The sequence below is a fragment of the Aeoliella straminimaris genome (assembly GCF_024054565.1).
Taxonomy (GTDB): domain Bacteria; phylum Planctomycetota; class Planctomycetia; order Pirellulales; family Lacipirellulaceae; genus Aeoliella; species Aeoliella straminimaris.
This window is the reverse complement of sequence record NZ_JAMXLR010000036.1, coordinates 406,048-431,342: the sequence shown is the minus strand read 5'-3', so window position 1 is coordinate 431,342 and position 25,295 is coordinate 406,048. Positions and strand designations below refer to the sequence as shown.

Here is a 25,295-nt window from a genome sequence, read left to right as displayed (position 1 = left end):
CACGGCGGTATTGCTCGAGGTACGGACACCACCCAATCGAGCGCGGCCAGGCTTTATGCAGCCCGCACTGCTAAACAGCCGGCGTCAAACACGCAGCTTCGGAGCCCAAGGATGGGCTCCGAAGCAAGACGTCGCTCAGTCCTAAATCAAATCTGCTTTTGCCTCAGATTGCTTCCTACATCAGTTCGTAGGGAAAGTCGAGCAATTCGACATCAGGACCAACGGAGTATTCCCGGTCGGATTGATCGGCGCTGGTCACGCGAATATTCCTGACGTTGGCTAACACTCCCGACTGCACATCGGTGTAGCCGCGTCTGGCCACCCAAATGCCCACGTTATATCCAACGATGGTCACCTCCTTGAAGGTGATATCTCGAGTGAGGCTGTTGTTGTCGAAGCCGTAAGGCTGCAAAGCGGAATCGTCGTGAAATACAACCATTCGTTCGTACGTCGTGTGCTGAGCATACGGGGCGTGAATGCCGACTTGGTTGTTCCAAAGTATCGAATCGGAGAACAAGGCATGTTGTCCGTTGGTCGATTGATACATTACGTAGCGAGTTTGCAACCCAACCAAGGAGGCATAGGCGACATTGTTCTCGAACGGGCGGGGAGATACGTCACGAATGGAGATGCTGGCAGCCCCCCCTGCGATGGACGGATCGAGCAAGTTGGCACTGGCGAACTCGGTTGCGTAGCCAAACTCCATGAGGCCCCTGAACATGTAGGTAAACGCTCCTCCAGCAGCTCCGGCAGCAACATTGTTTGTGACCGTCACCCCCGGTCCTTGTAGCCAGAAGCCTTCGCCGCCATGTCCGTAATCCTGGACGAAGTCACGCACTGTCGTATCCAGTCCAGTTCCACCACCTGGCAGATGAATAGCGATGTTGTTGGAAAACTCTCCCACTTCCTCGCCCGTCTCCGTGACGAAACCCGAACCAACGACGTTGTAAGCCACGCTGTCGGTCACGTTTACGTAGCTGCTGTGGTTTACGTAGCCCCATCCCACGCTGTCGTCGACAACACTGCCTTTCACCGAGGCGGGAGTCCCGGCTTCGATGGCTCCATTGCGGTGGAAATGGACCGCATAACGGGCGCGAGGATTTGTACCAGTGTCAGGCACCAAGTCCCAATTTGCATTCACGACAGGATCGATGATCGCCGTGGACTTATCGGTGCGTCCCAGTTTATAGAAACCAACATTGTTGACATCTACATTACGGGTGTGCATGAACATGACATGCCCGCGACGATCAGCTTCGGATCCTTCCGACTCGATCGATACGTTGCGAGTGAGATTCGCCACATGGAACACCATCCTCGATGACAGAGACTTGTGAGCAAATTCCAGTGGCGCTACTTCGATGGTGGAACCCTCAATACTCAAAATGACTCGCTCTTCGTCTTGATTGCTGAGAGAGCTGGTTCCCGCGATAACCACCCTGTCTCCGACCGACCAGTTCACTGGCATCTCGTTAAACTGAATGAAACGGGCACCAGCAGCCAGTGAACCGACCACACTGGTAAACGCCGTTTTCTCCTGGCCGACCATTTCCACGGCCCCATGCGAGAGGAGACCTCGGCTGACGCCAAAGGGATCGTACTCACGATCGATTTCACCGTTATCGGTGATGACCAGTTGGCTTGTCACTCCAGATTGTACCGGATCTGCATGGGTACCCACCTCCAACCTGCCCTGAGGAGCCACAAACAGCGTATCTACACGCAGCTCGGTATCCTGGTGGGTCGCGAATGAAAGGGTTCCATCGACGCGTATCGAGAAAACCTCCGGCTCTAGGACTGCATCGACCGTCACGTGCACGCCAATCGGAACCAAGACGCGGGCGTCTGTCGTGGGTACAACTCCGCCTTGCCAGATAGCTGGATTCGACCAATCGCCGCTGGCCAGGGCCGTATGGGTAACGTCCGCGTACTTTACCAGCTCGAACACCTGCAGATGTTCGCCAGCCTTCACTGGATTGGTTGCATGCGGCAACACCGAAGTTACTTGGTCGATCGATTCCAGGTTATCAAAGACGTCGATCGAATCAATCAGCGAGAAGCCCTCGACCTTCAACGGCTCGGACACCACTTGTGTCCTCGGCCCTTGGTAAGAATTGGTGGGATCGTAAGCTGCGTTGTGGCTTGCCAGGATCAGCCAATCCGCTCCATCATTCCCCCAGAGATTATTGGCGACCCCGTCTTCTATTAGCGTGAGCAATGGCACAAGAGCCGGGCCGTTCTCAAGCTCATGTTGCGACAAGGACGAAACACGTTGCTCAAACGATAGACTACTTCCCCATTCCTGCAGAATCGCGCGCAGCGAATCCGGACTTTCATCATAAATCGTCGCCGCACCAATCAGGATGTCCTGCCCTCGGTAGCCAAGCAGAGAATCCGGATCCATGCCGCCAATCAAAACGTCCTCGCCACTTTCCCCCAAGAGTCGATCATTGTCATCACCGCCCGTGAGGGCATCGTTCCCGGTGCCGCCCTCTAGCAGATCGTCGCCGCTATCGCCCATTAGCACATCGTTGTCGGCTCCCCCCCGCAGCGTATCGTGGCCTTCTCCACCCCATAGCGTATCGTCGCCTTCGTCGCCCCACAGGAAGTCGTCCCCAGCGGAACCATGCAGAACATCAACTCCAAGTTGCCCAAAAAGGCTGTCGTCACCTACGCCGCCGTAGATCAGGTCGTCGCCGTCTCCACCTTCAATGCGGTCGTGGCCCGAGCCACCGTAGGCAATGTCGTGGCCTGCACCTCCGAATATCTTGTCGTCTCCTTGTTCGCCATCGAGGGTATCGTTCCCCGTCGATCCGAAAAGCATGTCGTTGCCGTCGCCACCAGTTAGGGTATCGTTGCCTTCGTTACCATAGATGTAATCGTGGCCACTTTGACCCCGAATGGTATCGTCACCCAACTGGCCCAGGATATTATCATCACCGGCACCACCGGTAATAATGTCGTCGCCATCTCCCCCTTCTATTCGATCGTTTCCATCACCGCCGTCTATGAGGTCGGCACCTCCATCGCCAAAGAGGTAATCGTGGTGCCATCCTCCCGAGAGTCCGTCACTACCTTCACCACCAAACAGTCGGTCAACACCCGCTTCGCCGCTCAGGATGTCGTCGCCTTCGTTGCCATAGACGTAGTCGTCACCAGCTTGGCCGCGAACCGTGTCGTTGCCCAGTTGCCCCAATAGGCTGTCATCGCCGGCACCGCCGTAGATCAGATCATCACCGATTCCACCTTCTATTCGGTCCTTACCACTTTCCCCTTCTGCCAAGTCGGCCCCTTCCTCGCCGTAGAGGTAGTCATCACCGTCTCCTCCCCGGAGCCAGTCGTCACCTTCGCCACCAAAGAGCCGGTCGTCGCCCGCGCCACCGCTCAGGGTGTCGTTGCCTTGGTTGCCGTACACGTAGTCGTGCCCGCCTTGGCCACGCACTACATCATTGCCAAGTTCACCAAGCAGACTGTCATCGCCGGCACCACCGTAGATCACGTCGTCGCCCCCCCCACCTTCTACTCGATCGTCTCCATCGCCGCCGTCCGCAAAGTCGTTCCCATCCTCGCCATAGAGGTTGTCATCTTCGGTGCCCCCCCCCAGCCAGTCGCTGCCATCACCGCCCCGGAGCCAGTCATTGCCATCGCCACCAGTGAGGGTGTCATTGCCGTCATTGCCATAGACGTAGTCGTTGCCGCCTTGGCCACGCACAACATCGTTGCCAAGTTCACCAAGCAGACTGTCATCGCCGGCACCACCGTAGATCACGTCGTCGCCCGCCCCCCCTTCAATTCGATCGTCTCCATCACCGCCGTATGCGATGTCGTTACCTTCGCCAGCGTAGATCTGGTCGCCGCCGTCACCACCATCAATCAGATCGTCCCCGTCGCCGCCAATCAGCCGGTCGCTGCCACCGCTCCCGTACAACTGGTCATTCCCTGCCCCACCGACAACGAAGTCATCGCCAATACCCGCATCTACCAATGCAGGTCGGTCTGTTTGATTCACAAAGGTGTCGCCGCCGGCGTATCCCCTGAAGACGATCTCCGTTACTTCGTTACTAAGAAACTGATAGGTCGAAGTGTATCCATTGTCCGTGCTGGAAACCTGCAGGTGAGTGGAAGAGACCTGTTCCACGAACACCCTGTCGGCCAAATCCGTACCTTCGATCTGTACAACACCTGTCGAAGGAATAAATTCAACTTGGGTAACGGCCAGCAAAGCGCGCGACTCAAGTGGCTCAAATCGCAGATTGGTCCGGTTCAGCTTCCGGCGACGAACAAAAGCCTGCTTTACGCGAGCGACGAAATTCCTGGTGCGACTAGTTTTTCGAGCCATCGCGTAGTCCTTGCGACAATTTGGTGAGCCAGGCAGTGCATCTATGCACCCCGACGGCTGACTGATGGGTTTATGTGCAGGTCTTGCGAGATGCCACAGAGGCACCTCAGTCCAGTTAGAGGAGGTCACACCGATACGGCGCTGGACCGCAAGACTCTGTTCCGTGCTGGTAGTTAGGGATCACCGGCAGGACAAGGCGAAGCCAGTGAAACTCAACTGGACGGATTTAACCAAGCTACGCCAATTGCGCAAAGGGTAATTCCTGTTTTTTTGCCAATTCTTCGGTTATCAGCGTGATCATCACAACCGAATTGCCGCGGGTCTGCAAGAATCTGCTCGGAATTGGGCACGTCTGTACCACCCTCGGTGGGGGTGCAGTCAGCGTTATTGTGCTACGCTCGGCTTTGGTGACGGCAACCGTTCTTCCCACCAGAGGAATATATCTCCGTTGGAAATCACATATTACTCGTTGACTTTGACACCCGAGATCACCAATACGGCTCGAATGGCACACTTGGCGACGCCGATTCCCGCCCGCTCACTCAACGCGGTCCCTGCCACGGGGCAGTGGTCAGGGTGGTGCGGGTCGGTTAACTGCTGCAGGCGAACCAAGCGCCACCAGTTGGGTATCGACCAGCCAAACAGGAGCAAGCCCACCAAGCAGAACAGTGAGAGGCGGAACCGGGGCAGGCGCCGTTTCCGAGGAGTTGGCTCACAGCCCGGCGTTTGCAATGGATTCTGAACCATCATTGCTACGCAGAAGAACGTCAATCTCAACCGGGACGTCGCCGATCACAGCACGGAAGCGGCAGACATCTCTGTGAGCTTTCGCCGCGCCGAACCTGCTTCGGTTGGGGACGCCTTATCTGGCGGTACTGATCGCCCCAAGAAAGAAAGCCCTCTCGACGTAATCGTCGAAACGGCTCAATCAGAACAAGTCGGGCCGACAGGATTCGAACCTGCGACCTTTTGACCCCCAGTCAAACGCGCTACCAGACTGCGCCACGGCCCGACATATTGGTGGAGCAGCCAACCGAACGGCTGGGCGGGCCCAACCGGTTTGCTAGCTCGACTACCAAGCTTCCTACAGAATATCGCATATAGAGCCGACTTAGGCAATTGGGTTCGCGCATTGCCGCGCAGTCCAATTTTCTCGTAGTTTATGACAAACGTAGACCGAACCCTCCATCACTCCGTCCGGTCCCTGCTGAGAGCCGCCACTGATATAGCGATTGCAGGCGGTTTGTGTGGCTGGTAGCATAGTCCGTTTCCACACGGGGCGTGGCGCAGCCTGGTAGCGCGACTGCTTTGGGAGCAGTAGGTCGCACGTTCGAATCGTGTCGCCCCGACTTTCCTCTGAGTTTACCGCTGGTTTCCGGCGGACCATTCCGACAATGTTCGCTTGGCGTATGACCAGCGGCTCATTCAAGCAGACGCTAATCGCGTGGCATCATGGGCTGTTGGGAACGGAAATCTCGCAGCCGACGGCCCGATGCAGTTGTGCCATGACGCCCGCCAACGTGGCTTGGCTGCGGGCGACTTGCAGTTCCATCATCAGGACCTCGGTAAAGCCGTCGGTCACCTCGCCGAAGTCGACCAGCCTTCCCCGATAGTCGGCCGCAGCCAGCTGCAGCGCCCGCTTTGCCCTGGGAACAATACGCTCGTTGTACAGCCGCAATTGTTCTTCTGCGGCGTAGGCCTGTTCGGTTAGGCGGCGGATGTCGCGGTACGTATCGTCGCGGGCCGCGTTGTATTCTCTGGTGGAGGCCGTGACCACAGCCGAGGCTTCGCGAATCGAGGCATCGATGCGGTCTTTCCAGATGGGCAACGTCAGGCCAACCATGAAGTTCACGTTGTCATGCCCCGTCGAAACGGGCGAAATGGCATCCGACTCGGTGATGGTCTGCCAACCGGCCCCCAACACAAAGTCGGGCCGGCGGTTCAGACAGGCCAGCTTCTGCTTTTCGCGGTCGCGCGAAACGGCCCAGCGAAGCTCGCGGAGTTCGGGGCTGCACTCACCAGCCGCGGCAAACAGGGCGTCGAGTCGATCAGGCACGGTCGCGGTTTCAAGATCGCCAACGGCTTCTATTTCAGTAGCCGCCGGCTGCTGAATGAGCGCTGCCAGGTCGGATTGAGCCAGTGCCCGTTGCCGCCTCAGTTGGATCAACCGGTTGTCGATGTCGTCCACCTGCAGCTGGGCGCGAAGCACGTCCTGCTGGCTACCTCCCGCTTCGTTTCGCGCTCTCGCCAGGGTGATCAGTTCGGAGGCAATCTCGCGATTGCTCTGGGTGATGGTGATGGCGCGTTGGGCGAACCACAACTCGTAGTACGCCAGTTTGACCGCTTCCTCGATCTCGAGTTCCGTCTTGTCGAGTACCGAAGCGGCCATTTGCATCTCGCGGCAGGCGATTGCTCCCTTGGTCCAACGCTTCTCGGGCCAAGGGTATTTTTGTGACAGCGACATTGTATTGCCCGCCCGACCGGCAGCCGTTTGCAGGGCTTGATCCGAAATGGGATAGAAGCTGTTGGATAGCAGAGGATCCTCGAGCGATTCCGCTTGAGGAACCCTTTGACTCGCCGCGGCGACTCGTGCTCTAGCGGCCTGGATCTTTGGGTGATTGGCCAACGCAACGTTGACGAAATAATCGACAGGTTGGGCGTTGGCAGGTTGCTCGGCGGGTGGCAGCAACTCGACTTGAGGCACGCCGGAGTCCTGGTGCTGAGCCGGTTGAACCGAAGGATCCTGCTGGACCTGCTCGTTGGCAGGAGGCGCAACTTTGGCAACATGGCTGTCGGACGCCGGGCGAACCGAGGGATGTTGGCATCCGCAAGTCGCGAGGAGACAGATCGTTATCCAGCAGAAAAAGTTGTCCTTTCGTGGTCCCACAGTCGGAATTCCTTGAAAAGCAGCGACTGCACTTCCTTTGGGTGGGCTAATCTTGATTGGAACCAATCGGAATACGATAATAGCGGTATAGGATCGGATCACGTCTTAACCTATCGTCTCACCCGATGCTCAAGTCCCGTTCAATTCGACTAGCCGTTAGTCTCTGCGTGACCGTTGCGCTCTTGCTGCCGCTTGCGGGTCTGTCGGCGGGTTCCCGGACGCAATGCGACGAGCAGGTTGCTAGCACAGCGACCTGCCCGGGTTGCGGATGCTGTGCCGTGGCCAAATCGGGAGAGATGTGCTGTTGTTGTGGGCACGAACAGTCGCCCCCCCCAGAGCAAGCCGTTTCGCAACACGCGAGTTGCTGCCCCGACCAACCGGCCGCTAATGCCGAGCGGGAGCCGAGAAGCGCCTCGCCTGGCATTTGCATGTGTGGCAGTTCCGATCCCGAGCCTGCCGTACCTGTTCCCGATGGTCGCACCACTACGCAACAACTGGTGGCCAAACTGCTGACCTCGAGTCCGTTGATCGCATGCTCTCCTCGTGAGAGCAGTCGTCGTACTTTCAGGGAGGATTCTGTGCCTCCCGTGCTGCTGTCCCAGGACGCCCAGTGTGGGTTCTGTGTCTGGCGGATTTGATCGGTGCGCTACCGGTGTGCGCTTGCCGCGAGACAGCTAGCTGCCGCATTTACGGTTTGAGTTTCTTGCATCACCGGTAGTCCCTTCGCAAGGCGTCACGTCCAAGCACCTCTGCGCCTGCGCGAGACCCTCTGCGCGCCCGTACTTTTTTCCACGCCAACACACTCCAGGTCGAGTGCTATGTCGAGACTCACCCAATTTGCGTCCGCTTCTGCGCAGTTCGCCATTAAGTGCGCGCTTGTCGTGGCGACCGTTGTCGTGTGCCTGCTCGTACTGGGTCTCGCGCAACGAGTTGGGTGGATCCAGTCCGAAGCGAACAACGCTGCAATGCCCGCCGCCTCAGAAACCGGTTCCACCTCAACGGAATATGTTTGCCCAATGCATCCCGATGTGCGGCAAGACACGCCCGGCAACTGCTACAAGTGCGGCATGGAGTTGGTTCCGGTCCAGTCCGAGGCGACGGCGAAACCAGAACCAGCGGACGAATCATCTGAGCAGTACATTTGCCCGATGATGTGCACTCCGCCGCATGACGAGCCGGGAAAGTGCCCCGTGTGCGGGATGGACCTGGTGAAATCCTCCGCCACCTCGGGTGGCAATGGCCGCAGTGTTTCGATCGATGCCGCGACCAGGCGAATTCTCGGCATTCGCACCGCACCTGTGACCAGCGAAGATGTCTACCGATCGATTCGAACAGTCGGTCGCATTGAGTACGACGAAGAACAAGTGGCGACGATTGCGGCCTACGTCGATGGACGTCTCGAAGAGCTATTGGCCGATTACGAGGGCGTGGAGGTTGCCAAGGGCGATCCGCTGGCCGTGCTCTACAGCCCACAGCTGTACTCAGCCCAGGTGGAATACCTGTCGAGCCTCAACACGCCTGCACTTAATGCCCTGGCCGGCGACGACCAGCAGCTGAGCGACGTGGCCCGCGACAATCTGACCGAACTCGGTATGACGGCCGAGCAAATAGAGAAGCTCGAGTCGACGGGCAAGGCACAAAAGCGGTTGCGAATCGCCGCGCCGATTGGCGGCACCGTGATTACCAAACACAAGGTCGAGGGCGATTACGTGAAAACGGGAGAACCGATTTACCGCGTGGCCGACCTGACGATGGTGTGGCTGATGCTCGATCTGTATCCCAGCGACGCTGCGGCCGTAAGGTTCGGTCAGCAGGTCGAGGCCGAGTTGGCGTCCTTGCCGGGCGAGATCTACACCGGCCGCATCGCCTTCGTCGATCCACTGGTGAACGAGAAGACGCGCACCGTAGCCGTGCGGGTGGAGATGTCGAATTTCGACCGCCGTCTGAAACCCGGTGACTATGCCACCGCTACGGTTCGCGTCCCCGCGGTGCCTCGCGACAAGGTGTACGATCCGGCGCTGGCCAACAAGTGGATCAGCCCTATGCACCCACAGATCATTCGCACCGCCCCTGGCCAGTGCCCCATCTGCGGGATGGACCTCGTGCCAACGTCGGAGCTTGGTTATGCATCCGAGCCACTGTCTGATCAAAAAGTCACGGCTGTCCCGCGAAGCGCGGTGCTGATGGCAGGCGACAACTCGGTAGTGTACGTCGAAACGGAGCCGGGCATGTTTGAGCTTCGTCAGGTTGCGGTCGGCGCCATGACATCGGAGCAGGCGGTCATTGAAAGCGGTCTGGAAACCGGCGAACAAGTTGCCATCGATGGCAACTTTCTGATCGACTCGCAAATGCAACTCACTGGCAAGCCTTCGTTGATGGATCCGTCGAAAGCGATGAAGGATGGTGGGTCTAGCCCACAGGAGGCGGCCCATGCTCACTAGTTTGGTGAAGTTCTGTGTCAGAGAAGCGCCGCTGGTCGTGCTACTAGCGGTGGGGATACTGGTATTCGGTTGGTACAGTTTTCGGACGGTGCCGATCGATGCGATTCCGAATATTGGCGAGAACCAGGTGATCGTGCTCACGCCATGGCCTGGACGTTCGCCCAAGGACATCGAAGACCAGGTGACCTACCCGCTGAGCGTGTCGCTGCTTGCTGTGCCTGGCGCCGAGAGCGTCCGCGGTAAGAGCATGTTTGGCTACTCGTTCGTGCAGGTTACCTTCAAGGATAGCGTCGATTTTTACTGGGCTCGCAGTCGGGTGTCGGAGCAACTGGGGTCGGCCGCCGCCCAACTGCCTGATGGCGTGACGCCGCAGTTAGGACCCGATGCCACGGGCCTGGGACAGATATTCTACTACGTGCTGGTACCCCCCGAGTCGGGCAAAAGCCTGGCCGAGCTGCGTTCGCTGCAAGATTTTGTCGTGAAGTTCGAGTTGCAGTCGGTTGAAGGCGTCAGCGAGGTGGCATCCATCGGTGGCTACGTACGCCAGTATCAGATTGAGGTCGACCCCGACAAACTGCGGTTCCACAACGTCACGCTCGACCGCCTGATGATGGCGGTGAAAGGCTCGAACGTCGATGTCGGTGCTAAGACCATCGAATCGTCCGGCATGGAGTTTATTGTCCGCGGCAAAGGATTCCTGGGCACCGACGGCGACAGCGCGAAGACCATTCGCGACATCGAGCAAACTGTCATCGAGCAGCGCGAGGGAGTGCCTCTGCGTTTTGAAGACGTCGCCAGGGTTCAGCTTGGCCCCGATTTCCGTCGTGGCGCGCTCGACTTCAATGGCGGTGAGGCAGTCGGCGGTGTTGTGGTGATGCGATACGGCGAGAATCCCCGCGCGGTAATTGACCGCGTGAAGGCAAAGATCGAGCAAATCACGCCGGGCCTGGACGGAGTCACCATCCAGGGGGTTTACGACCGGACCGGCCTGATCGACGAAACCGTCGGCACGCTGACCACCGCCCTGCAGGAGGAAGTGCTGATTACGGCCGTGGTGATCCTGCTTTTCCTGCTGCACGTCCGCAGCAGTTTTATTGTCGCCGTGACATTGCCCGTGGCGGTGCTGCTATCGTTTGTTGCCATGAAGGTGTTCGGACTGGACGCCAACATCATGTCGCTCGCCGGCATTGCGATTGCCATCGGCACCATGGTCGACATGGGCATCATCGTCTCGGAGAACATCTACCAGCACCTGGCCAACTGGGAACAAGACGGATCGCCTGGCGGAAGCTCGCAACGGTCGAAGCTCATTTCAGAGGCCGCCGCGGAAGTGGCGCCAGCCGTGGTGACCGCCGTGTCGACGACGATTGTGAGCTTTCTGCCGGTGTTCTTCCTGACCGGTCGCGACTACAAACTGTTCAGTCCGCTTGCCTGGACCAAAACGTTCGCTATCGCCTCGGCCCTGGTGGTGGCGATCACGCTGGTGCCCGCGTTGTGCCGGCTCATGTTGCGCAGTGCGAAGCGAAGCCGCTCTAGCAGCCTGGTGGCAACCGCCGCGTTAGCTGTGATCGCAGGGGTACTAGTCTACTTTGTCTGGGCGGACGACATCTTGGCGACGTACGGCCTCGCGCCTTGGGCCTCGACGACGATGGCCGTTCTGCTTAGCGGGATGGCCGGATGGCAAATGAGCAGGGAACGCATCCGACCGATCGACGAGAGCATTGTGAGTAGGTCGATCGTGCGCGCCTATGTGCCGACCCTACGGTTCTTCCTGGCCCACAAGGTGCTATTTTCCACGATTCCCATCGCGATATTGCTGCTTGGTTTGGGGGCCTACGTCGGACTGCCCACCGTGCTGAGGCCCGCCGAACGCGCTGCCGAGGTGCTGGGCGTGAAACCGAATGAGCTGCCTGGTTATGTCGATTTCAAACACCGCTTCTCCGGACTGGAGACCGACGACTGGATCGCCCTGGACGAAGGCAGTTGGTTCTACATGCCAACGCTCTACCCGGCGGCTAGCTTCAGCCAGGCCATGCAGGTGCTTCAAGCACAGGACCACCTGATCAAGCAAATTCCGGAAGTGAAAGATGTGCTCGGCAAGATTGGCCGCGTGGAATCGGCGCTCGATCCAGCGCCGGCGGCCATGATCGAAACCTACGTGATGCTGAAACCCGAAGCCGAATGGCGCGAGGGCATTGCGGCCAAGGACGTTTGGGATGAAATCAACGCGGTCGCCACCCTTCCCGGCGTGACGCCTGCCAGCCCGCTGCAGCCCATCGAGGGGCGGGTCGTCATGCTGCAAAGTGGCATCAAGGCTCCCATGGCAATCCGCATCTATGGCGACCGACTGGACGAACTGGCCACTGCGGCAATGGCCGTTGCCGAGCATTTGAAGCAATCGCCCTACGTAAAAGCGAGCAGCGTGAATCCCGATATCGTCCTCGGAAAACCTTACGTCGAGTTCACCGTCGACCGCGAGGCCGCCGCGCGCTATGGCATGACTGTCGAAATGGTCAACGGTGTCGTCGAAACAGCATTAGGCGGAATGAACCTGATCAAAACCGTCGAAGGTCGCGAGCGTTACCCGGTACGCCTGCGTTACCGCCGCGACCTCCGTGAACGCATTGACGAACTGGCCCACCTGCCGGTGGTGACCCACGCGGGCGCGGTGGTACCGCTCGAGGAGTTGGCAAAACTGGAAACCACCTGGGGTCCCGGGGCGATCAATAGCGAGAATGCCCGTCTGGTGGCGCATGTCGCATTTGCCAGCAGCGGAATCGCGGGTGCCTTGGAGTCGGTGGAGGCCATCGAACAAGCGCTGCACAATGCACAAGAACTACCCGTGGGCGACTCTAATCGCCTGGAACTGCCGGCCGGCTATTCGCTGGAGGCCGTAGGTAGCTTCCGCAATCAAATCGAAGCCAACAGGCGGCTCGTCTGGCTTGTGCCACTGGTGGTGCTGATCAATCTGTTGATCATCTATCTGCAGTTTCGGCACTGGCCGATTACGTTTGCGGTGTTTGCAGGCATTCCGGTGGCCTTCGCCGGCGGCATGATCCTGCTGGCCATCTACGGCACCGAGATGAACACGGCCGTATGGGTGGGCTTCATCGCACTGTTTGGCATTGCCGTTGACGATGGCGTGGTGATCGCCACGTACCTCGACCAGGTGTTTGGCCGCCTCAAACTCACCAGCGTGGAGGATATCCGCGCGGCGACCATCGAAGCCGGGATGCGGCGGATTCGCCCTTGCCTGATGACCACGGCCACCACGGTGCTCGCCTTGTTGCCGGTGCTGTTTTCCACAGGGCGTGGAGCCGATGTGGCACGAGCCATGGCGATTCCCGTCTTCGGTGGCATGTTGGTGGAACTGGTCACCCTGTTCGTCGTGCCGGTGATGTTCTGTGGATACAAGGAGCTCAAGATGCGAATGGGCATGGCAGATCGGCACTGGGAAGGTGTCGAGGCAGCCCGCTCGCTGGATCAACTAGTGCCGAGCGTTTGAGGATGGATGCTCGGGTTTTTCTGTGTGAAAGAGAAAGGACGGTATCATGATCATGCGACTAGCAGTGGCCACCGCGTTGGTGACTTTGGGCATTACGACCAACGCATCAGCCCAGCAGCCAACAATGCAACAGCATTCGTCAACTCCGGCGGACCCCGCCAAGCATGCGATGGCCGAACACGCTGCGTCGCCCGAGCAAGGGCCACACGGTGGGACCCTCACCGCCGCGGGCGATATGAAGATCGAAACCGCCGTGGAACCAGGAGGCATTCGACTGTATGCCTTCGACTCGGCAGGCCAACCACTCGATTTGCGAAACGCGCGGGGCGTAGCGTCGCTGCAGCTAAAGGGCGCTGCCAAACGCTACCGTTACGACCTGTACCCCGAAGTGCGGAAGGACCAATCGGCAGAGTCGCTCGCCGTATCGGTCGATCTAAGCCGCATCACTGGTCAAGCGGGTGAGCTAACATTCCAGCTCGTTGGACTCACCGGCGATCGTCGTCGGCCTACGACCTTCAGCACCGAGTTCGTTGGGCCACTGACCGAAGCCCAGCAAACGGCCGCCGCTATTGCCAAGCAAAAGGTCTGCCCCGTCAGTGGTCAGCCGCTGGGCTCGATGGGCGATCCGATTGCTGTTACCCAGGGCGATCAAACGCTCTACGTATGCTGCGCCGGTTGCGTGCAGAAGGCCAAGGCCAATTTTGCCACCTACTTGAAGAAGCTCGAACCCCAGATCGTAGCCGCCCCAGCCACCGCGGCCGACAACGAGGCGATCAAATTGCAGAAGACATGCCCCGTAGCGAACCAGCCACTCGGTTCGATGGGCACCCCCATCAAGGTGACCGGGCTCGAACGGGATGTTTATCTGTGCTGCCAGGGCTGTGTGAACTCGCTGAAGAGTGCCCCGGATAAGTACCTGGCGAAGCTGCCGCCGCTACCAGTGGCAAAGCCCACCGTGGTTAAGGCCACCGCGGCCGACGCCACCTACGTGGCCGCCCAGAAGCTCTGCCCAGTGATGGACGAGTCCCTCGACGCGATGGGCGGTCCCTATAAAACCGTGGTAGAAGGCCAAGTTGTCTACCTGTGTTGCCCTGGTTGCGCCAAGATGCTCGCGGCCGACCCCGACAAGTACCTGGCGAAGCTCAAAGAACAAGGAGTCACTCCGCCCGTGGCTGAGTAGTCTCTTTTGAGCCTCGCAACGCGGGGCGGAGTCGGCCCATCGGTCGCTCTGCCCCGCTTATCTTTGCGCCGACAGTTGCAGCGGCACACTACACGTTGATGGTCACCTCCACGTACAGGTCGTCGTCGACCACCGAGTCGGTGTAGAGCTGGCGTTCGTCGTCTGTCATCTCCTCCTGATACTCTTCGATCTTGTCAACTACAGGAATGGTCAGATCGAGATCGAAGAACAGGTCGTCCGTGTTCTGGATGATCGTTCTACCCTTGGTCCGCTCCAGCAGTTCCTTCAAGATCGCCCTGTTTGGCATCGTCGAAGTCCACCCCGAGCTGATCACCTCATAATTGAGCGTCGCCATGGCTACCAGATTGGGATCGTTCATCATTTCCAGACCAATACTACGAGCTGTGCCGTTGTGACTGAGATGATGAGCCACTTTGTAGAATACCACCCGGTTGAGAATCTCCTCGGTGGTCAGTTCCGACCCCGGCTCGGTTCTACTCCAGTCGATCGTGTGCCAACTCTCCCAACTGCCGAACTCGGCATCGCCCGGGAATAGCAGGATCTTTCCACTCTCTTCGAATTCGATCGCCAGCACCAGACTGAGGTTATTGGTCAGGCTGTTCATTCGCAGCGCCAAACTTGCGGAGCTCTGCAACCACTCCGCATCGATCCTCCTCCACGCTTCGTCCTCCTTCTCATAGGGTGACTTTTTGAGAACCGACCTGGGGGCGAAGCTCGACGGAGAAAAGGGCGACAAGGCGGCGTCGCTCGCCACGTCGCCTGAGAAGTTGATGGTGCGGGTAAACAAGTCGCTGTCTTGCAAGCGACGTCGCAGCTCGTTGAGCGAGAACTCATCCGGATCGAGCTTCTTGTTGTGACGGTAGGCTTCGTCCCCCTCGCCACTTTCTTTGTCCACCTGCTCGTAGGTCTGTAGTGGGCCAAGCACATAAATGCGGACGCCGTCGAGCCCCTGAATGTCGTAGAGAATGTCGCCCGGCTTCAGGTAGCTGTTCTCGTGGTCGCGAGCCAGTTCTTGCTTGGCGATCCGCATTCCTGCGAGCGGCCCTTTGTAGTTTTCAGGCTCCTCGTTGGCGTGCAGGGCGGCAAAACCTCGCACGGCGTCGGCGAAGTTCTGATAGAAGGCGAGCAACTCGTCGGCCGCCTGCGTTCCGTCGAGCTGCTTGGCGAATCGGTCCGACCGCACCTCGCTCTCCAGTTGCTCGGCGGCCCGCGCCAGGGCCATCTTCTTCTGCCCATACTCAGTTTTCCACTCCTTCACCTTCGCCTTGCCATCGTCTTCGGTCCACCCCATCCACATTTCACCTACGGACAAGCCTTCGACAAGCAGATCTTCGCATCGCTGAAAGCCGAGCACGTGATCCTGGTGCTCGTGCGTGACAACCAGCGCGTCCACGTGACCATCGAGGTCGCGAATCAACTCCTTGACAAACTTGCTCAGACGATCCTGCGACCCGTGAATGCAGCCGCAGTCGATCAGCATCGAGTATGTCGCTTCGGTACCGTGAAGGAACTTCAGCGAAATGCAGTCGCCGGTTCCCATTTTGTACATGCGAATCTTGACGGAGGTGATTGGTTTCTTGGAGTCTTCAGGCATAGCTGCCGCCAAAAGATTAGTGGTTGTGGAGAAGGGAGAACATATGGCCAAACCGATTGTTGCAACCGATACCGAAGTACTGGGCAAACTCCGAAATCGACTCCGGCAACTCGTGCTTCTGAAAATGGTGCTGCTTCATGATCCGTGAACTTGGCTGACGGATCTTTCTGCTATCGGACGGCAGCGGTTCGAACAGAGGCTTCGAGATGGCGTACTTGAGCCGCATATCTTCGGCATCCAGATCAAATATCAGCGTTGAACCTCCCTGAACCTCGATGCCCCCCTGCGGCTTGACTTCCGAACGAGGATCGTAATAGCGAACAAACTTACCATCGCGGATCACGACACCCATGCGTTGAATCAGGCTGAATACGATCTGGTTGACGTGTTTGCCATCTGGTCCGGCTCGCGACACCACCCGCAGATTTTGCACTTCGAACGAGGGGTTGCTACGAGCGGACGCCGTCGTCATGTCGAACTTGCTCCAGTTGAACGCCAGTCCGGTCAACTTCTCGAATTCGTAGGTAGCCTGAAATTTCTCCGACAACCTCTTGTGCAGGCCCACAATATGAGCGCTGCCCCTAATGTACATCCGGGTGAGGTTGAAGATCTTCTCTCGTTCGGTCTCGTAGAGCAGCCGTTCGCGAAACTGCTTCAGGAAGTCGAGGAGAATGCCGATGTTTCGATTGGTGGCTTCGGAGAAGTGGGAAGGAGAGGAATGTCGCAGACTCTCTTCACTCAAGCTCTTCAGACCGCTGGGATAGATGCCACGGCGTCGGAACGCCTCGATGAAGGCCAGGCGATAATGATATTTGTCGTCGTCGGCCAGGTCGGCGTCGGCCGTGATGATGGCCCGCAAGAAATCGCCAAACGTGATGTCGATCGGCGGGCAGTAGTCGATCGCTCGAATGCACATCATCAGCACATGTTGAGCCGACTTCGAGGCTTCGCCCGCCAGACGATTGACCAGATCGGGGTGCAGTTCGCCCTCGGGCACGATGCCGGTGCCCGAAGTGGCGATTCGCAGCAGATCTTTGATGCGGCGCTTGTAGATTGTCAGAAAGGCTTCGAACACGGCAGCGACCAGGATGCTGCCACGATGATGAGGTTCTATGACCTCCTGGTATTCGGACGGATCGGGCTTCTTCGGCGACCACTTTCCCTGTTCGTCGTACTGGCCGATCGCGCTACGTAAGCTTCCGTAGCGACCAATCGCCACGCCGAACTGCTGTGCCAGTTGACCGAGCAAGTTTTGGTCGTCCAGATTGCCGCGGGTCTGGCTGATCTGGTGCTTGAGCACTTCGGGAAACGTAAAGTGCTGGAACAGAGCAATGATATCGGCGAACGCTTCGTGGAAGGCGAGCACGTCGGGGTTGGTCGGCTGGATGTACTCGCGATGCAAGCCGTCGAGAATTGCGTGGGTGGTTTCATGGGCGATAATGTCGTGACTCAGGCAGGTAAACACCAGGGATCCCGGCATCTGCAGAGTCACGTTGTGGGGCGATGCGGAAAAATAGCCGAACAGGATCGACTTCTTCTCCGGGCTGTAGTAAGCGTTAGCGTCGCGGAAGGCATGAGGATACATGCGCAATCTGGGTACATACTGCTCGTACTGATCTCCGCCCTGCAACAGACGCGTCGACCAGAACAATTGGCGTCCGAGTGCCTTTTCGAAATTCGTAATAGTCAGCATCGCGGCGGCGTAAACCATCTGCTGATGAAACTGCGGATTGCTTTCGCTGGGATCCAGACCATTGTTCACCAATTCGAACTGGCCATTCAGATCCACCGGCTGATAGAGTTGCTTGGTGGTAGGATCGTAGTCGACCACCTCCAGATACTCGCCAATGGGCCCCGGCTGCAGGTCCTCCCAGGGAATCGGATAGGTGATCGTGTTGATATCGACGGTGTCGATCAACAATGAGAGCGACGGGTCAAAAGCGTAGCCGTTCAGATTTCTGGTTCTTGGCTTCATGAGAGTTTTCGCCGCCGGGGACGTGTTGATTGATTGCCCAAGAGTTTGTCGAGCCGGTCGATGCGGGTTTCCCTCTGCTACAAAGCAGAGGCGGTTGCGATGTCAGATGCCTCGCTGGTACGGGAACGTAGCTGGATGCTCATGGATTTCGGTCGCCAGATTGGCACTCCGCACGGCGGCATCGCACACGGCGTAGCCCCAGTTGATGAGTAGTTCCTGCGTCGCCGAATCCAACTCGGCCAAACGTGTGTCCACGGCCGCAATGGAGGACGTCCGCCGTACCGGAGCGGTCAGCTTGTCCGGCACATGGTAGTCGTCGATGTTGGTTTCGATTCCCCAATACACACCCCACCGGCCGGAGGCCTGCAACATTTCGTCGCGCTGGTCCATCGACTTATCTCTGCCGCGGACGAACGAATCGATCAACTGCCGCCGGCGCAAGCGACTAACCTGCGACTGCAACAGATCGATCAAACGCCGCGAGTGACGGGCCCAATCGCTGGCAGGCTCGGGATCGAACGCCATGGTGCGGCCGCCATCGCTGACCAAGAGGGTATCGAAGCGTTTCCACACCGGTTCCAGGCCAAGGTTGTCGTATACACCACCATCGGTCAGCACCACCTGCTCGTTGCAGGGCGACTCGAACTGCTCGCCCTCCGTACCGGGACGAATGTCGTAGGGCTCCAGGTCGACCGTGATGGGCGATAGGAACGGCGGAAAGGCGGACGAGGCGGCCACCACGGTGCCCATGTCCAAGTCGGGTGCATCGTACAGTCCGATGCGGTAGTCTCCCATGTACGGCCTCGAAAACCTCCACAGCGAACCCGTCTGCACGCTGGTGGCCGTGAGAATGAATCGCGTATCTCCCGCGGGCAAGTCTTGCAGTGTTCGATCCTGGAACAAGTACTTGCGATAGTAGGCCGCCACCTCATCGCCAATGGTGCGTAGCGGATTCAGCATGCCCCAGCCGACCGCACTGACGTCGATGGTCTCGCCGGCCAGTTCACGAATGGGAGCAACGACGTGAGCCACAAAGCGAGAAGTATCCGACGATTCTCGCTCGATGCGATCCCAATTCAGCGCCAGCACGCCCGCCGTAATCGAGCCGCCCGACACGCTGGCCACTCGTTTTACCGCGGCGAGCAATTGGAGTTCCTTCAGCCGCCACAGGGCTCCCACGTGAAACAACATCGCCCGATAGCCGCCGCCGGAGAGAGCCAGGGCGATTCCCCTCTCGACCTGACTCTCCCCGAGTTCGACGTTTCCATCCCGAATCACCGGGCTCTCCACCGGCGAGTCGAGATCGGCCGCAATTGCATCATCGCGTTCGGTCATCCATCACCCCTCAGCAGATAACGTGGGAATCCCTCCTGCAGAGTTGGGGAGAATCCCCACTCCGTATTATCGAGTCACACTCTGAAGCTGAATTGCTTGAACAAGCGACGTAACGACGGCCACTATCGGCACCACGCACAACCGAAGCAGCCCCACTGCGCACCGCATACTGCAACGAATGCTGCAAATCGATCCCAAGAAGAGCTCGGACCAAGACTCCAGCATGGAGTGTTGATTGAAGAGCCCCCCTCCTCAAAGTTCAGTATAGGCCGCCGAGCAACTGCGCGAAGCATCTGGAAGGCAAGTTCAGCAGAATTTCTCTGAACACACTAGCGATTCATCCACTGCTTGCAACGATGCCGGCACCTCTCGCCTGCGTTCCGCGCTCTAGTGGGCCTGGCGCAGCAAGATTTGCAACCGCAATAGCTTAGAGTTTCACATGAGACGCACACCCCCACGACAGTGGGGTAAACACATCGCATTGGACGGTCTAGACCGAATACCTCAGACTTGAGGACATAGGCGATTCATCCCACAGCCAGCCAAAGGCAAATACTCCGAACGATGCGTCGCCCCGACGCCGCGGGAATCGGTTCGGTCACCGTGACGACGCTCACACGAGCGTTCGTCTCGTCCTGCCACGCCACGCTAGGTTAGCCCAGGCTTGTCGCCAGAGGGTGCGCCGCTGTTCTTTGTAGCTCGCGCAAGGTAGGTCGCGGCAACGGTCGTGACTGGGCGTAGTCATCACTCGAAGCATACGGGAACCACGAGGTGGCATCCGCCAGACGGGCGTCGCCTTTCAGTCATTCCCTCATCCCGACACCAAGAATCCGTCAACCAGGGGCTTACTTCTCACTTCAGACCGCGGTGCATCGGGGGCGGGAATGGCTTTCTCCTAGCAAGACAATATATACTGTCACCGCTGCTTCCGTTCGCTCGTTACGCTTCGCCCACACTATGTACTTCGATTTACAAGTCAACGGCTACGCTGGTGTGGACTTCAATGCAGACGCTTTGTCTGTCGAAGATGCGCGCACAGTGTGCCGCGAACTGGCGGATCATCAAGTGGCCGGCATCTTGGCCACCGTGATCACAGCCGAATTGGACCAAATGGGCGCGCGATTGGCCAACATTGCTCGCGCTTGTGAGCAGGACGAACTGGTCGCCAAGATGATTCGCGGCATCCACATCGAAGGCCCGTTCATCAATCCCGAGACCGGCTACGTTGGTGCCCACCCTCAGGATGCCGTTCGCGGGGCCGATGTCGACTCGATGCATCGACTTCTGGATGCAGCAGCGGGACTCACCCGGATTGTCACCTTGGCGCCGGAGTGCGACCCTGGCGGTAAAGTAACCAAGTTGCTAGCCGATAGCGGCATCACCGTTTCGGCCGGCCATTGCAATCCGAGCAAGGACGAACTGGCCGCCAGCATCGACGCCGGACTCTCGATGTTCACGCATCTGGGAAATGGCTGCCCACTTCTGATGCATCGTCATGACAATATCATCCAGCGGGCGCTCAGCTTCTCGGAGAAGCTGGCCATCGGGTTCATTGCCGACGGAGTCCACGTGCCGTTCAATGCGCTGCGAAACTATCTGGCCCGCACCGGGCTGGAGCGTGCCTTTATTGTCACCGATGCGATCGCCGCTGCCGGTCGCGGGCCTGGCGTATTTCAGTTGGGCTCGCAGCAAGTGGTGGTCGACGAGCATCTGGCTACGTGGTCGGCAGATCGACAGAACCTGGTCGGTTCGGCCTCCACCATGCCCGCGGTGGCAAACCACCTGCGCGACGAGCTCGGACTTTCCGACTCCGAGATTCGAAAGTTGACGTTCGAGAATCCCCAGAGGGCCATCGGGCTCGAACTAACCTAGCCGCGCGGTCACCTTACAAACATTGAATTCACCAGACCGGAGTCATTCCCCTATGCAAGTAAGCATCTCTCCCGACGCCAGTACCATGTCCGCCGCGGCCGCGGATCACGGCGCCCAGCTCATTCGGCAAGCCATCGCACAACGTGGTCAAGCCAACATTGTGGTGGCCACAGGAGCTTCGCAACTTCAGATGCTCGGCAACCTGGTCGAATGGGTCGACATCGACTGGCAGAGCGTCACCGGCTTTCACCTCGACGAGTACATCGACCTTCCCTTTCGCCACCGGGGATCGTTTCGAGGCTACCTGTGGTCGAACTTCGTCAGCAAATTGCCGGTGCCGCTACGTGCGTTTCACTACCTCGATGGCGAAGCAGACGCGGAGCACGAGTGCCGACGCGTGGGCGACATCCTCCAGCAACATCCAATCGACGTCGCATTCGTGGGCATCGGCGAGAACGGGCACCTGGCATTCAACGACCCGCCGGCCGACTTCGAGACCGAGCAGCCTTACCTGTGTGTTGCCCTGGATGAAGCATGCCGGCAGCAACAGACCGGCGAGGGGTGGTTCGCCACGCTCGACGACGTGCCAACGCACGCCATTACGATGAGCATCCAGCAGATACTCAAGAGCCATCACATCGTGTGCACGGTGCCGGATGAGCGGAAGTCTCAAGCGGTCCGCAATGCGGTGGAAGGCCCCGTCACTCCGGTTGTGCCGGCGTCGATTCTCCAGCAACACGCCGCCACCATACTGTTTCTGGACACTCCGGCGGCCTCCCTCCTTGAAAACGACTACTAACAGACAGGCACATAGGCACTCATCATGTTTAATCGCACTATTTTGAGCGTGATCAGCGGACTGATTGTCTCGTTACTGCTGGCATCGGCTTCGCTGGCCAAACCCATTCGGGTGGGCATTGTCGGTTGCGATACATCACACGCGGTGGCGTTCGCCAAGTTGATCAACAGCTCGAGCGCCACGGGCGCACTGGCCGACATTACCGTGGTAGCCGCCTACCCTGGGGGCAGCGACGACATCGCCTCGAGCCGAGATCGCGTGGCAGGATTCACCAAACAACTCGGCGACATGGGCATTGAAATTGTCGAGCACATCGCAGACCTGGATTCGCAGTGCGACGCCTATCTGCTACATAGCGTCGATGGGCGGGTGCATTTGGAGCAGTTTCGGAAGATCGCCCAGGGCAAGCCGGTGTTCATCGACAAGCCTTGTGCCGCGTCGCTGGCCGATGCCGTGGCAATCCACAAGATTGCCCAGCAAACGGGTACGCCCTGCTTCTCCAGTTCGGCCCTTCGCTTCTCGGCGCAGATGCAGCAACTGCAGGCCGACGATTCGCTGGGCACGCTGCAGGGCGCCACAACCACTTCGCCCTACAAGACCGACCCCACGCACCCTGCCCTATTCTGGTACGGCATTCATGGCGTCGAATCGCTGTACGCCCTGCTCGGCACCGGCTGCCAGCGGGTGGTGTGCCTGGAAACCGACAACGAGTGCGTAGCGATGGGAACCTGGGAAAACGGCCGGTGTGGCGTGTTTCGCGGACTGAAGCATGGCCCCGGCGGAAGCAAACCGTATTCGGCGACCGTCTATGGCAGCCAGAATATCCGTACGCTGGTTGGCTTCGATGGCTACGCGCCACTGGTGGAGGAGATTGGCGAGTTTTTCGTGTCGCGCAAGCCGCCCGTCTCGATGGAAGAAACGTTGGAGCTGCTGGCCTTTATGGAAGCTGCCGAGCAGAGTATGCAGCAAGGTGGACAACCGGTAGACGTGCAGCAACTGCTCGAGAACGCCGTGGCCAGCGACGCTCCTTCAACGCCGTAGGCGCTGCGCGTCCATTTCCTTAAATCTACTTAGCATGGCAGCCTTATAATGAGTGCTTGGCAAGGAGTGAAAGGTGTCGGCCGTGCTATCGGACCGGCCATCATCGTGGCGTCCATCGTACTCGGCCCCGGCAGCGTGCTGACGAGTTCGAAGGTGGGCTGCCAGTTCGGCTACAGCATGTTGTGGGTACTGGCGACCGCAGTACTGTTGATGATGGGCATGACCGCGCTGGGCGCCTTTTTGGGGGCAACGACCACGCGCACTCCCTGCCAGTACCTGGCCGACACCCTAGGACGCCCAGCGGCGGTGGTGATTGGAGTGCTGGTGTTTTTGATTGTCGCGTGCTTTCAGGCGGGCAACAACGCGGCGGTGATTGCATCGATCGATGGACTCGCCCCGGCGCGGGCGAGTGATGCTCAACCAGCAGATGCGTCGGAAGACAATGCGGAGACTTCCGAATCGACCGAAGAATCCGCGCCAGCTTCCCATACCACCAAGTTGATTTCGCTGCTGGTCCTTAACGCCATCGCAATCGTCACCGTGCTGGGCGTGCGACGACTCTACCGCCCGTTGGAACTGCTGATGATGGGCCTGGTGTTGATGATGCTTATCGGGTTCGGCGCGAACTTGCTGCTGGTCCGCCCGTCGGTGGTCGAAGTTTTCCAAGGCCTCGTTCCCAGCTTGCCGGAAGGTGGCGATTCGGCGCCGCAAGCACTATGGCCGTTGCTGGGGCTCGTGGCGACCACGTTTTCCGTGGCGGCGGCGTTCTATCAGTGTTACCTGGTCCGCGACAAAGGTTGGAGCGTGGCCGAAGCACGCAAGGGGCTCGGCGACTCCATCGTTGGCATCGCCCTCTTGGGAATCATCTCAGCCACCATCATGATCACCAGCGCCGCCGCCCTGCATGGCAACGTGGCGCCAGAGCAGCTTAACTCCACCGCTGAAATCGCGCGTCAACTCGAACCGTTGTTCGGCCCCTTTGCGTCGATACTTTTCTCTTGTGGCATCTTCGCCGCGGCGTTTAGCGGCTTCCTGGGGAACGCGTTGTTGGGAGGAACCGTGCTGTCCGATGGTCTCGGATGGGGAAGCTCGGTGAACGACGTTTGGGCCAAGCGGCTCACGGTGCTCGCCCTGGTGGTGGGCATGGCAATCGCGTGCTACTCGACGCTCGCCGGCAAGAACTCGGTGAACTTCATTGTGTTTGCCCAGGCGCTCACTGTGATTGGCCTTCCTCCGCTGGCCGCCCTGATGGTGTGGCTGGGGCTCTCTGGCAGTAAGCAGCAGCGCCCCGTGCCCATCGTGCTGCTGGTCGTTGGAGCCATTGGGCTATGTGTCACGTTGGTGCTGGCCGCCCGCACGCTCATCAACCTCTTGTAGCCAAGCATCGAGCGGCCTCAGGCTATTGATGCTCGCCCACCGCATCGATCAGCGCCTGCACCGAGCCCTTGTCCTTGTACGTGTAGTAGTAGCCGATTGGCAGCACCGCTTTGAACTCTTCGGGCGTCTGCTGGGCAATCTGCCGCGGATCGGCCGCAAAGTCGACCTCCACCCGCTGCTGAACCTGCTGCAGGTCCGCGGGCCACTCGTAGATCGACGAACGGGGCGGCGTGATCTTCTCCAGATCGGCCCATGAGCCGGGCCACGCGCCGTCGTGCGTTTCGACGTGCTGCTTAATCAGATCGACTACCAGAAGCGTCGCCTGCAAGGTCTCCTTGCCATGCCTTGCGGCCACGATACCTTGGTAGATAGCGATCGCGCTGAGAATAACCACCGCCACAATCGCCACATAGCCGATTCGCAAAATCCAACGTGTCACAAGTATCACCTGGCCGAAAACGGTACCCTATTTCTGTACGACTAGCGACGCATCATCTTTACTGCGTCGCGGACAACACGACAAATCGGCCGACGTACAGCAACAGGATGGCAGCACTAAAGTACAGCACCGTTTGCCGCTGTCGTCGGCGGAACTCGGGACTTCGCTCGCCTGTGGCAAAGGCCAGCGAGATGCTGCTCCTGAACGTGTCCTTCTCCAGACTCTCTGCCGGAGGATCGAGACGCCGTAGCGCCCGGAACGAGTAGATCCCCGCAATAAACAGCACGGTCCCTAGGAACGTAAGAACAAGGCTCAGAAGTTTTTGCTCAATCATCACGACGAAGCCGGCAGCGGCGCGAAATGGTCGGATTCTGCAACTCGCATTCTGCAAAAGTATAGTCGCTACTCCAACAAGTCCCAACCAGACCGCGGTAGCTTGTTCTCTTCCCCCGCATGGCGGATAATCGCCTCGGCGGAAAGAAACCTGGAG

General features: G+C 58.9%; 14 protein-coding genes and 2 tRNA genes. 8 read left to right on the top strand and 8 right to left on the bottom strand.

Annotation, left to right across the window (positions count from 1 at the left end):
- Positions 1–175: 175 nt before the first annotated feature.
- Both NG895_RS11070 and NG895_RS11065 read right to left on the bottom strand, forming a co-directional pair.
- On the bottom strand, positions 176–4,339 hold the full coding sequence (locus NG895_RS11070) for a G8 domain-containing protein (protein ID WP_252852547.1): 4,164 nt from the start codon (positions 4,337–4,339) through the stop codon (positions 176–178).
- Between the two features lie 938 nt (positions 4,340–5,277).
- A tRNA-Pro gene (locus NG895_RS11065) sits at positions 5,278–5,351 on the bottom strand.
- A gap of 263 nt (positions 5,352–5,614) precedes the next feature.
- Between NG895_RS11065 and NG895_RS11060 the strand changes: the two genes are divergently transcribed.
- A tRNA-Pro gene (locus NG895_RS11060) sits at positions 5,615–5,688 on the top strand.
- Between the two features lie 101 nt (positions 5,689–5,789).
- Here the strand turns inward: NG895_RS11060 and NG895_RS11055 are convergent.
- Positions 5,790–7,043 carry a TolC family protein gene (locus tag NG895_RS11055; RefSeq protein WP_252852546.1) on the bottom strand — a complete coding sequence of 418 codons (1,254 nt, stop codon included), beginning with the start codon at positions 7,041–7,043 and terminating at the stop codon, positions 5,790–5,792.
- 1,148 nt (positions 7,044–8,191) lie between these two features.
- Here NG895_RS11055 and NG895_RS11050 point away from each other — a divergent pair.
- Genes NG895_RS11050 through NG895_RS11040 form a run of 3 tightly spaced genes read left to right on the top strand, consistent with a single transcriptional unit; the run spans position 8,192 to position 14,352 of the window.
- Complete coding sequence (locus NG895_RS11050; protein WP_252852545.1) at positions 8,192–9,667, top strand: heavy metal-binding domain-containing protein; 1,476 nt, start codon at positions 8,192–8,194, stop codon at positions 9,665–9,667.
- Entirely contained in the window at positions 9,657–13,172 is a 3,516-nt protein-coding gene (locus tag NG895_RS11045; protein WP_252852544.1) for an efflux RND transporter permease subunit, read from the top strand. Before NG895_RS11050 ends, NG895_RS11045 begins: the two co-directional genes overlap by 11 nt.
- Before the next feature lie 46 nt (positions 13,173–13,218).
- Positions 13,219–14,352, top strand: a complete 1,134-nt coding sequence (locus NG895_RS11040) for a hypothetical protein (protein WP_252852543.1) — start codon at positions 13,219–13,221, stop codon at positions 14,350–14,352.
- An 88-nt stretch (positions 14,353–14,440) separates the two neighbouring features.
- On the opposite strand, the gene NG895_RS11035 is transcribed toward NG895_RS11040, so the two are convergent.
- The 3 genes from NG895_RS11035 to NG895_RS11025 form a co-directional block, all read right to left on the bottom strand.
- Entirely contained in the window at positions 14,441–15,967 is a 1,527-nt protein-coding gene (locus NG895_RS11035; protein ID WP_252852542.1) for a ComEC/Rec2 family competence protein, read from the bottom strand.
- A 16-nt stretch (positions 15,968–15,983) separates the two neighbouring features.
- A complete protein-coding gene (locus NG895_RS11030; protein ID WP_252852541.1) occupies positions 15,984–17,942 on the bottom strand; it encodes a gluzincin family metallopeptidase in 1,959 nt (652 codons plus the stop codon).
- A 102-nt stretch (positions 17,943–18,044) separates the two neighbouring features.
- Positions 18,045–19,277 (bottom strand): patatin-like phospholipase family protein, encoded by a 1,233-nt coding sequence (locus tag NG895_RS11025; RefSeq protein ID WP_252852540.1) that lies wholly within the window; start codon positions 19,275–19,277, stop codon positions 18,045–18,047.
- A 957-nt stretch (positions 19,278–20,234) separates the two neighbouring features.
- Here NG895_RS11025 and NG895_RS11020 point away from each other — a divergent pair.
- The 4 genes from NG895_RS11020 to NG895_RS11005 are packed head-to-tail and all read left to right on the top strand — an operon-like array spanning position 20,235 to position 24,366.
- Positions 20,235–21,149: an N-acetylglucosamine-6-phosphate deacetylase gene (locus NG895_RS11020; RefSeq protein WP_252852539.1), complete on the top strand. Its 915-nt coding sequence runs from the start codon at positions 20,235–20,237 to the stop codon at positions 21,147–21,149.
- A 52-nt stretch (positions 21,150–21,201) separates the two neighbouring features.
- Entirely contained in the window at positions 21,202–21,948 is a 747-nt protein-coding gene (locus NG895_RS11015; protein ID WP_252852538.1) for a glucosamine-6-phosphate deaminase, read from the top strand.
- Between the two features lie 24 nt (positions 21,949–21,972).
- Positions 21,973–22,989 (top strand): Gfo/Idh/MocA family protein, encoded by a 1,017-nt coding sequence (locus NG895_RS11010; protein WP_252852537.1) that lies wholly within the window; start codon positions 21,973–21,975, stop codon positions 22,987–22,989.
- Positions 22,990–23,037: 48 nt separating this feature from the next.
- Positions 23,038–24,366, top strand: a complete 1,329-nt coding sequence (locus NG895_RS11005) for an NRAMP family divalent metal transporter (protein WP_252852536.1) — start codon at positions 23,038–23,040, stop codon at positions 24,364–24,366.
- A 22-nt stretch (positions 24,367–24,388) separates the two neighbouring features.
- Here the strand turns inward: NG895_RS11005 and NG895_RS11000 are convergent, their stop codons facing one another.
- Both NG895_RS11000 and NG895_RS10995 read right to left on the bottom strand, forming a co-directional pair.
- Entirely contained in the window at positions 24,389–24,805 is a 417-nt protein-coding gene (locus NG895_RS11000) for a hypothetical protein (protein WP_252852535.1), read from the bottom strand.
- Positions 24,806–24,863: 58 nt separating this feature from the next.
- Complete coding sequence (locus tag NG895_RS10995) at positions 24,864–25,139, bottom strand: hypothetical protein (protein ID WP_252852534.1); 276 nt, start codon at positions 25,137–25,139, stop codon at positions 24,864–24,866.
- Between the last annotated feature and the right edge of the window lie 156 nt (positions 25,140–25,295).

What these genes read in the sequence shown, in the direction of transcription:
- NG895_RS11070 (WP_252852547.1), bottom strand. Translation starts at nt 4,339, where the DNA reads ATGGCTCGAAAAACTAGTCGCACCAGGAATTTCGTCGCTCGCGTAAAG.
- NG895_RS11050 (WP_252852545.1), top strand. Translation starts at nt 8,192, where the DNA reads ATGCCCGCCGCCTCAGAAACCGGTTCCACCTCAACGGAATATGTTTGC.
- NG895_RS11045 (WP_252852544.1), top strand. Translation starts at nt 9,657, where the DNA reads ATGCTCACTAGTTTGGTGAAGTTCTGTGTCAGAGAAGCGCCGCTGGTC.
- NG895_RS11040 (WP_252852543.1), top strand. Translation starts at nt 13,219, where the DNA reads ATGATCATGCGACTAGCAGTGGCCACCGCGTTGGTGACTTTGGGCATT.
- NG895_RS11035 (WP_252852542.1), bottom strand. Translation starts at nt 15,967, where the DNA reads ATGCCTGAAGACTCCAAGAAACCAATCACCTCCGTCAAGATTCGCATG.
- NG895_RS11030 (WP_252852541.1), bottom strand. Translation starts at nt 17,942, where the DNA reads ATGAAGCCAAGAACCAGAAATCTGAACGGCTACGCTTTTGACCCGTCG.
- NG895_RS11025 (WP_252852540.1), bottom strand. Translation starts at nt 19,277, where the DNA reads ATGACCGAACGCGATGATGCAATTGCGGCCGATCTCGACTCGCCGGTG.
- NG895_RS11020 (WP_252852539.1), top strand. Translation starts at nt 20,235, where the DNA reads ATGTACTTCGATTTACAAGTCAACGGCTACGCTGGTGTGGACTTCAAT.
- NG895_RS11015 (WP_252852538.1), top strand. Translation starts at nt 21,202, where the DNA reads ATGCAAGTAAGCATCTCTCCCGACGCCAGTACCATGTCCGCCGCGGCC.
- NG895_RS11010 (WP_252852537.1), top strand. Translation starts at nt 21,973, where the DNA reads ATGTTTAATCGCACTATTTTGAGCGTGATCAGCGGACTGATTGTCTCG.
- NG895_RS11005 (WP_252852536.1), top strand. Translation starts at nt 23,038, where the DNA reads ATGAGTGCTTGGCAAGGAGTGAAAGGTGTCGGCCGTGCTATCGGACCG.
- NG895_RS10995 (WP_252852534.1), bottom strand. Translation starts at nt 25,139, where the DNA reads ATGATTGAGCAAAAACTTCTGAGCCTTGTTCTTACGTTCCTAGGGACC.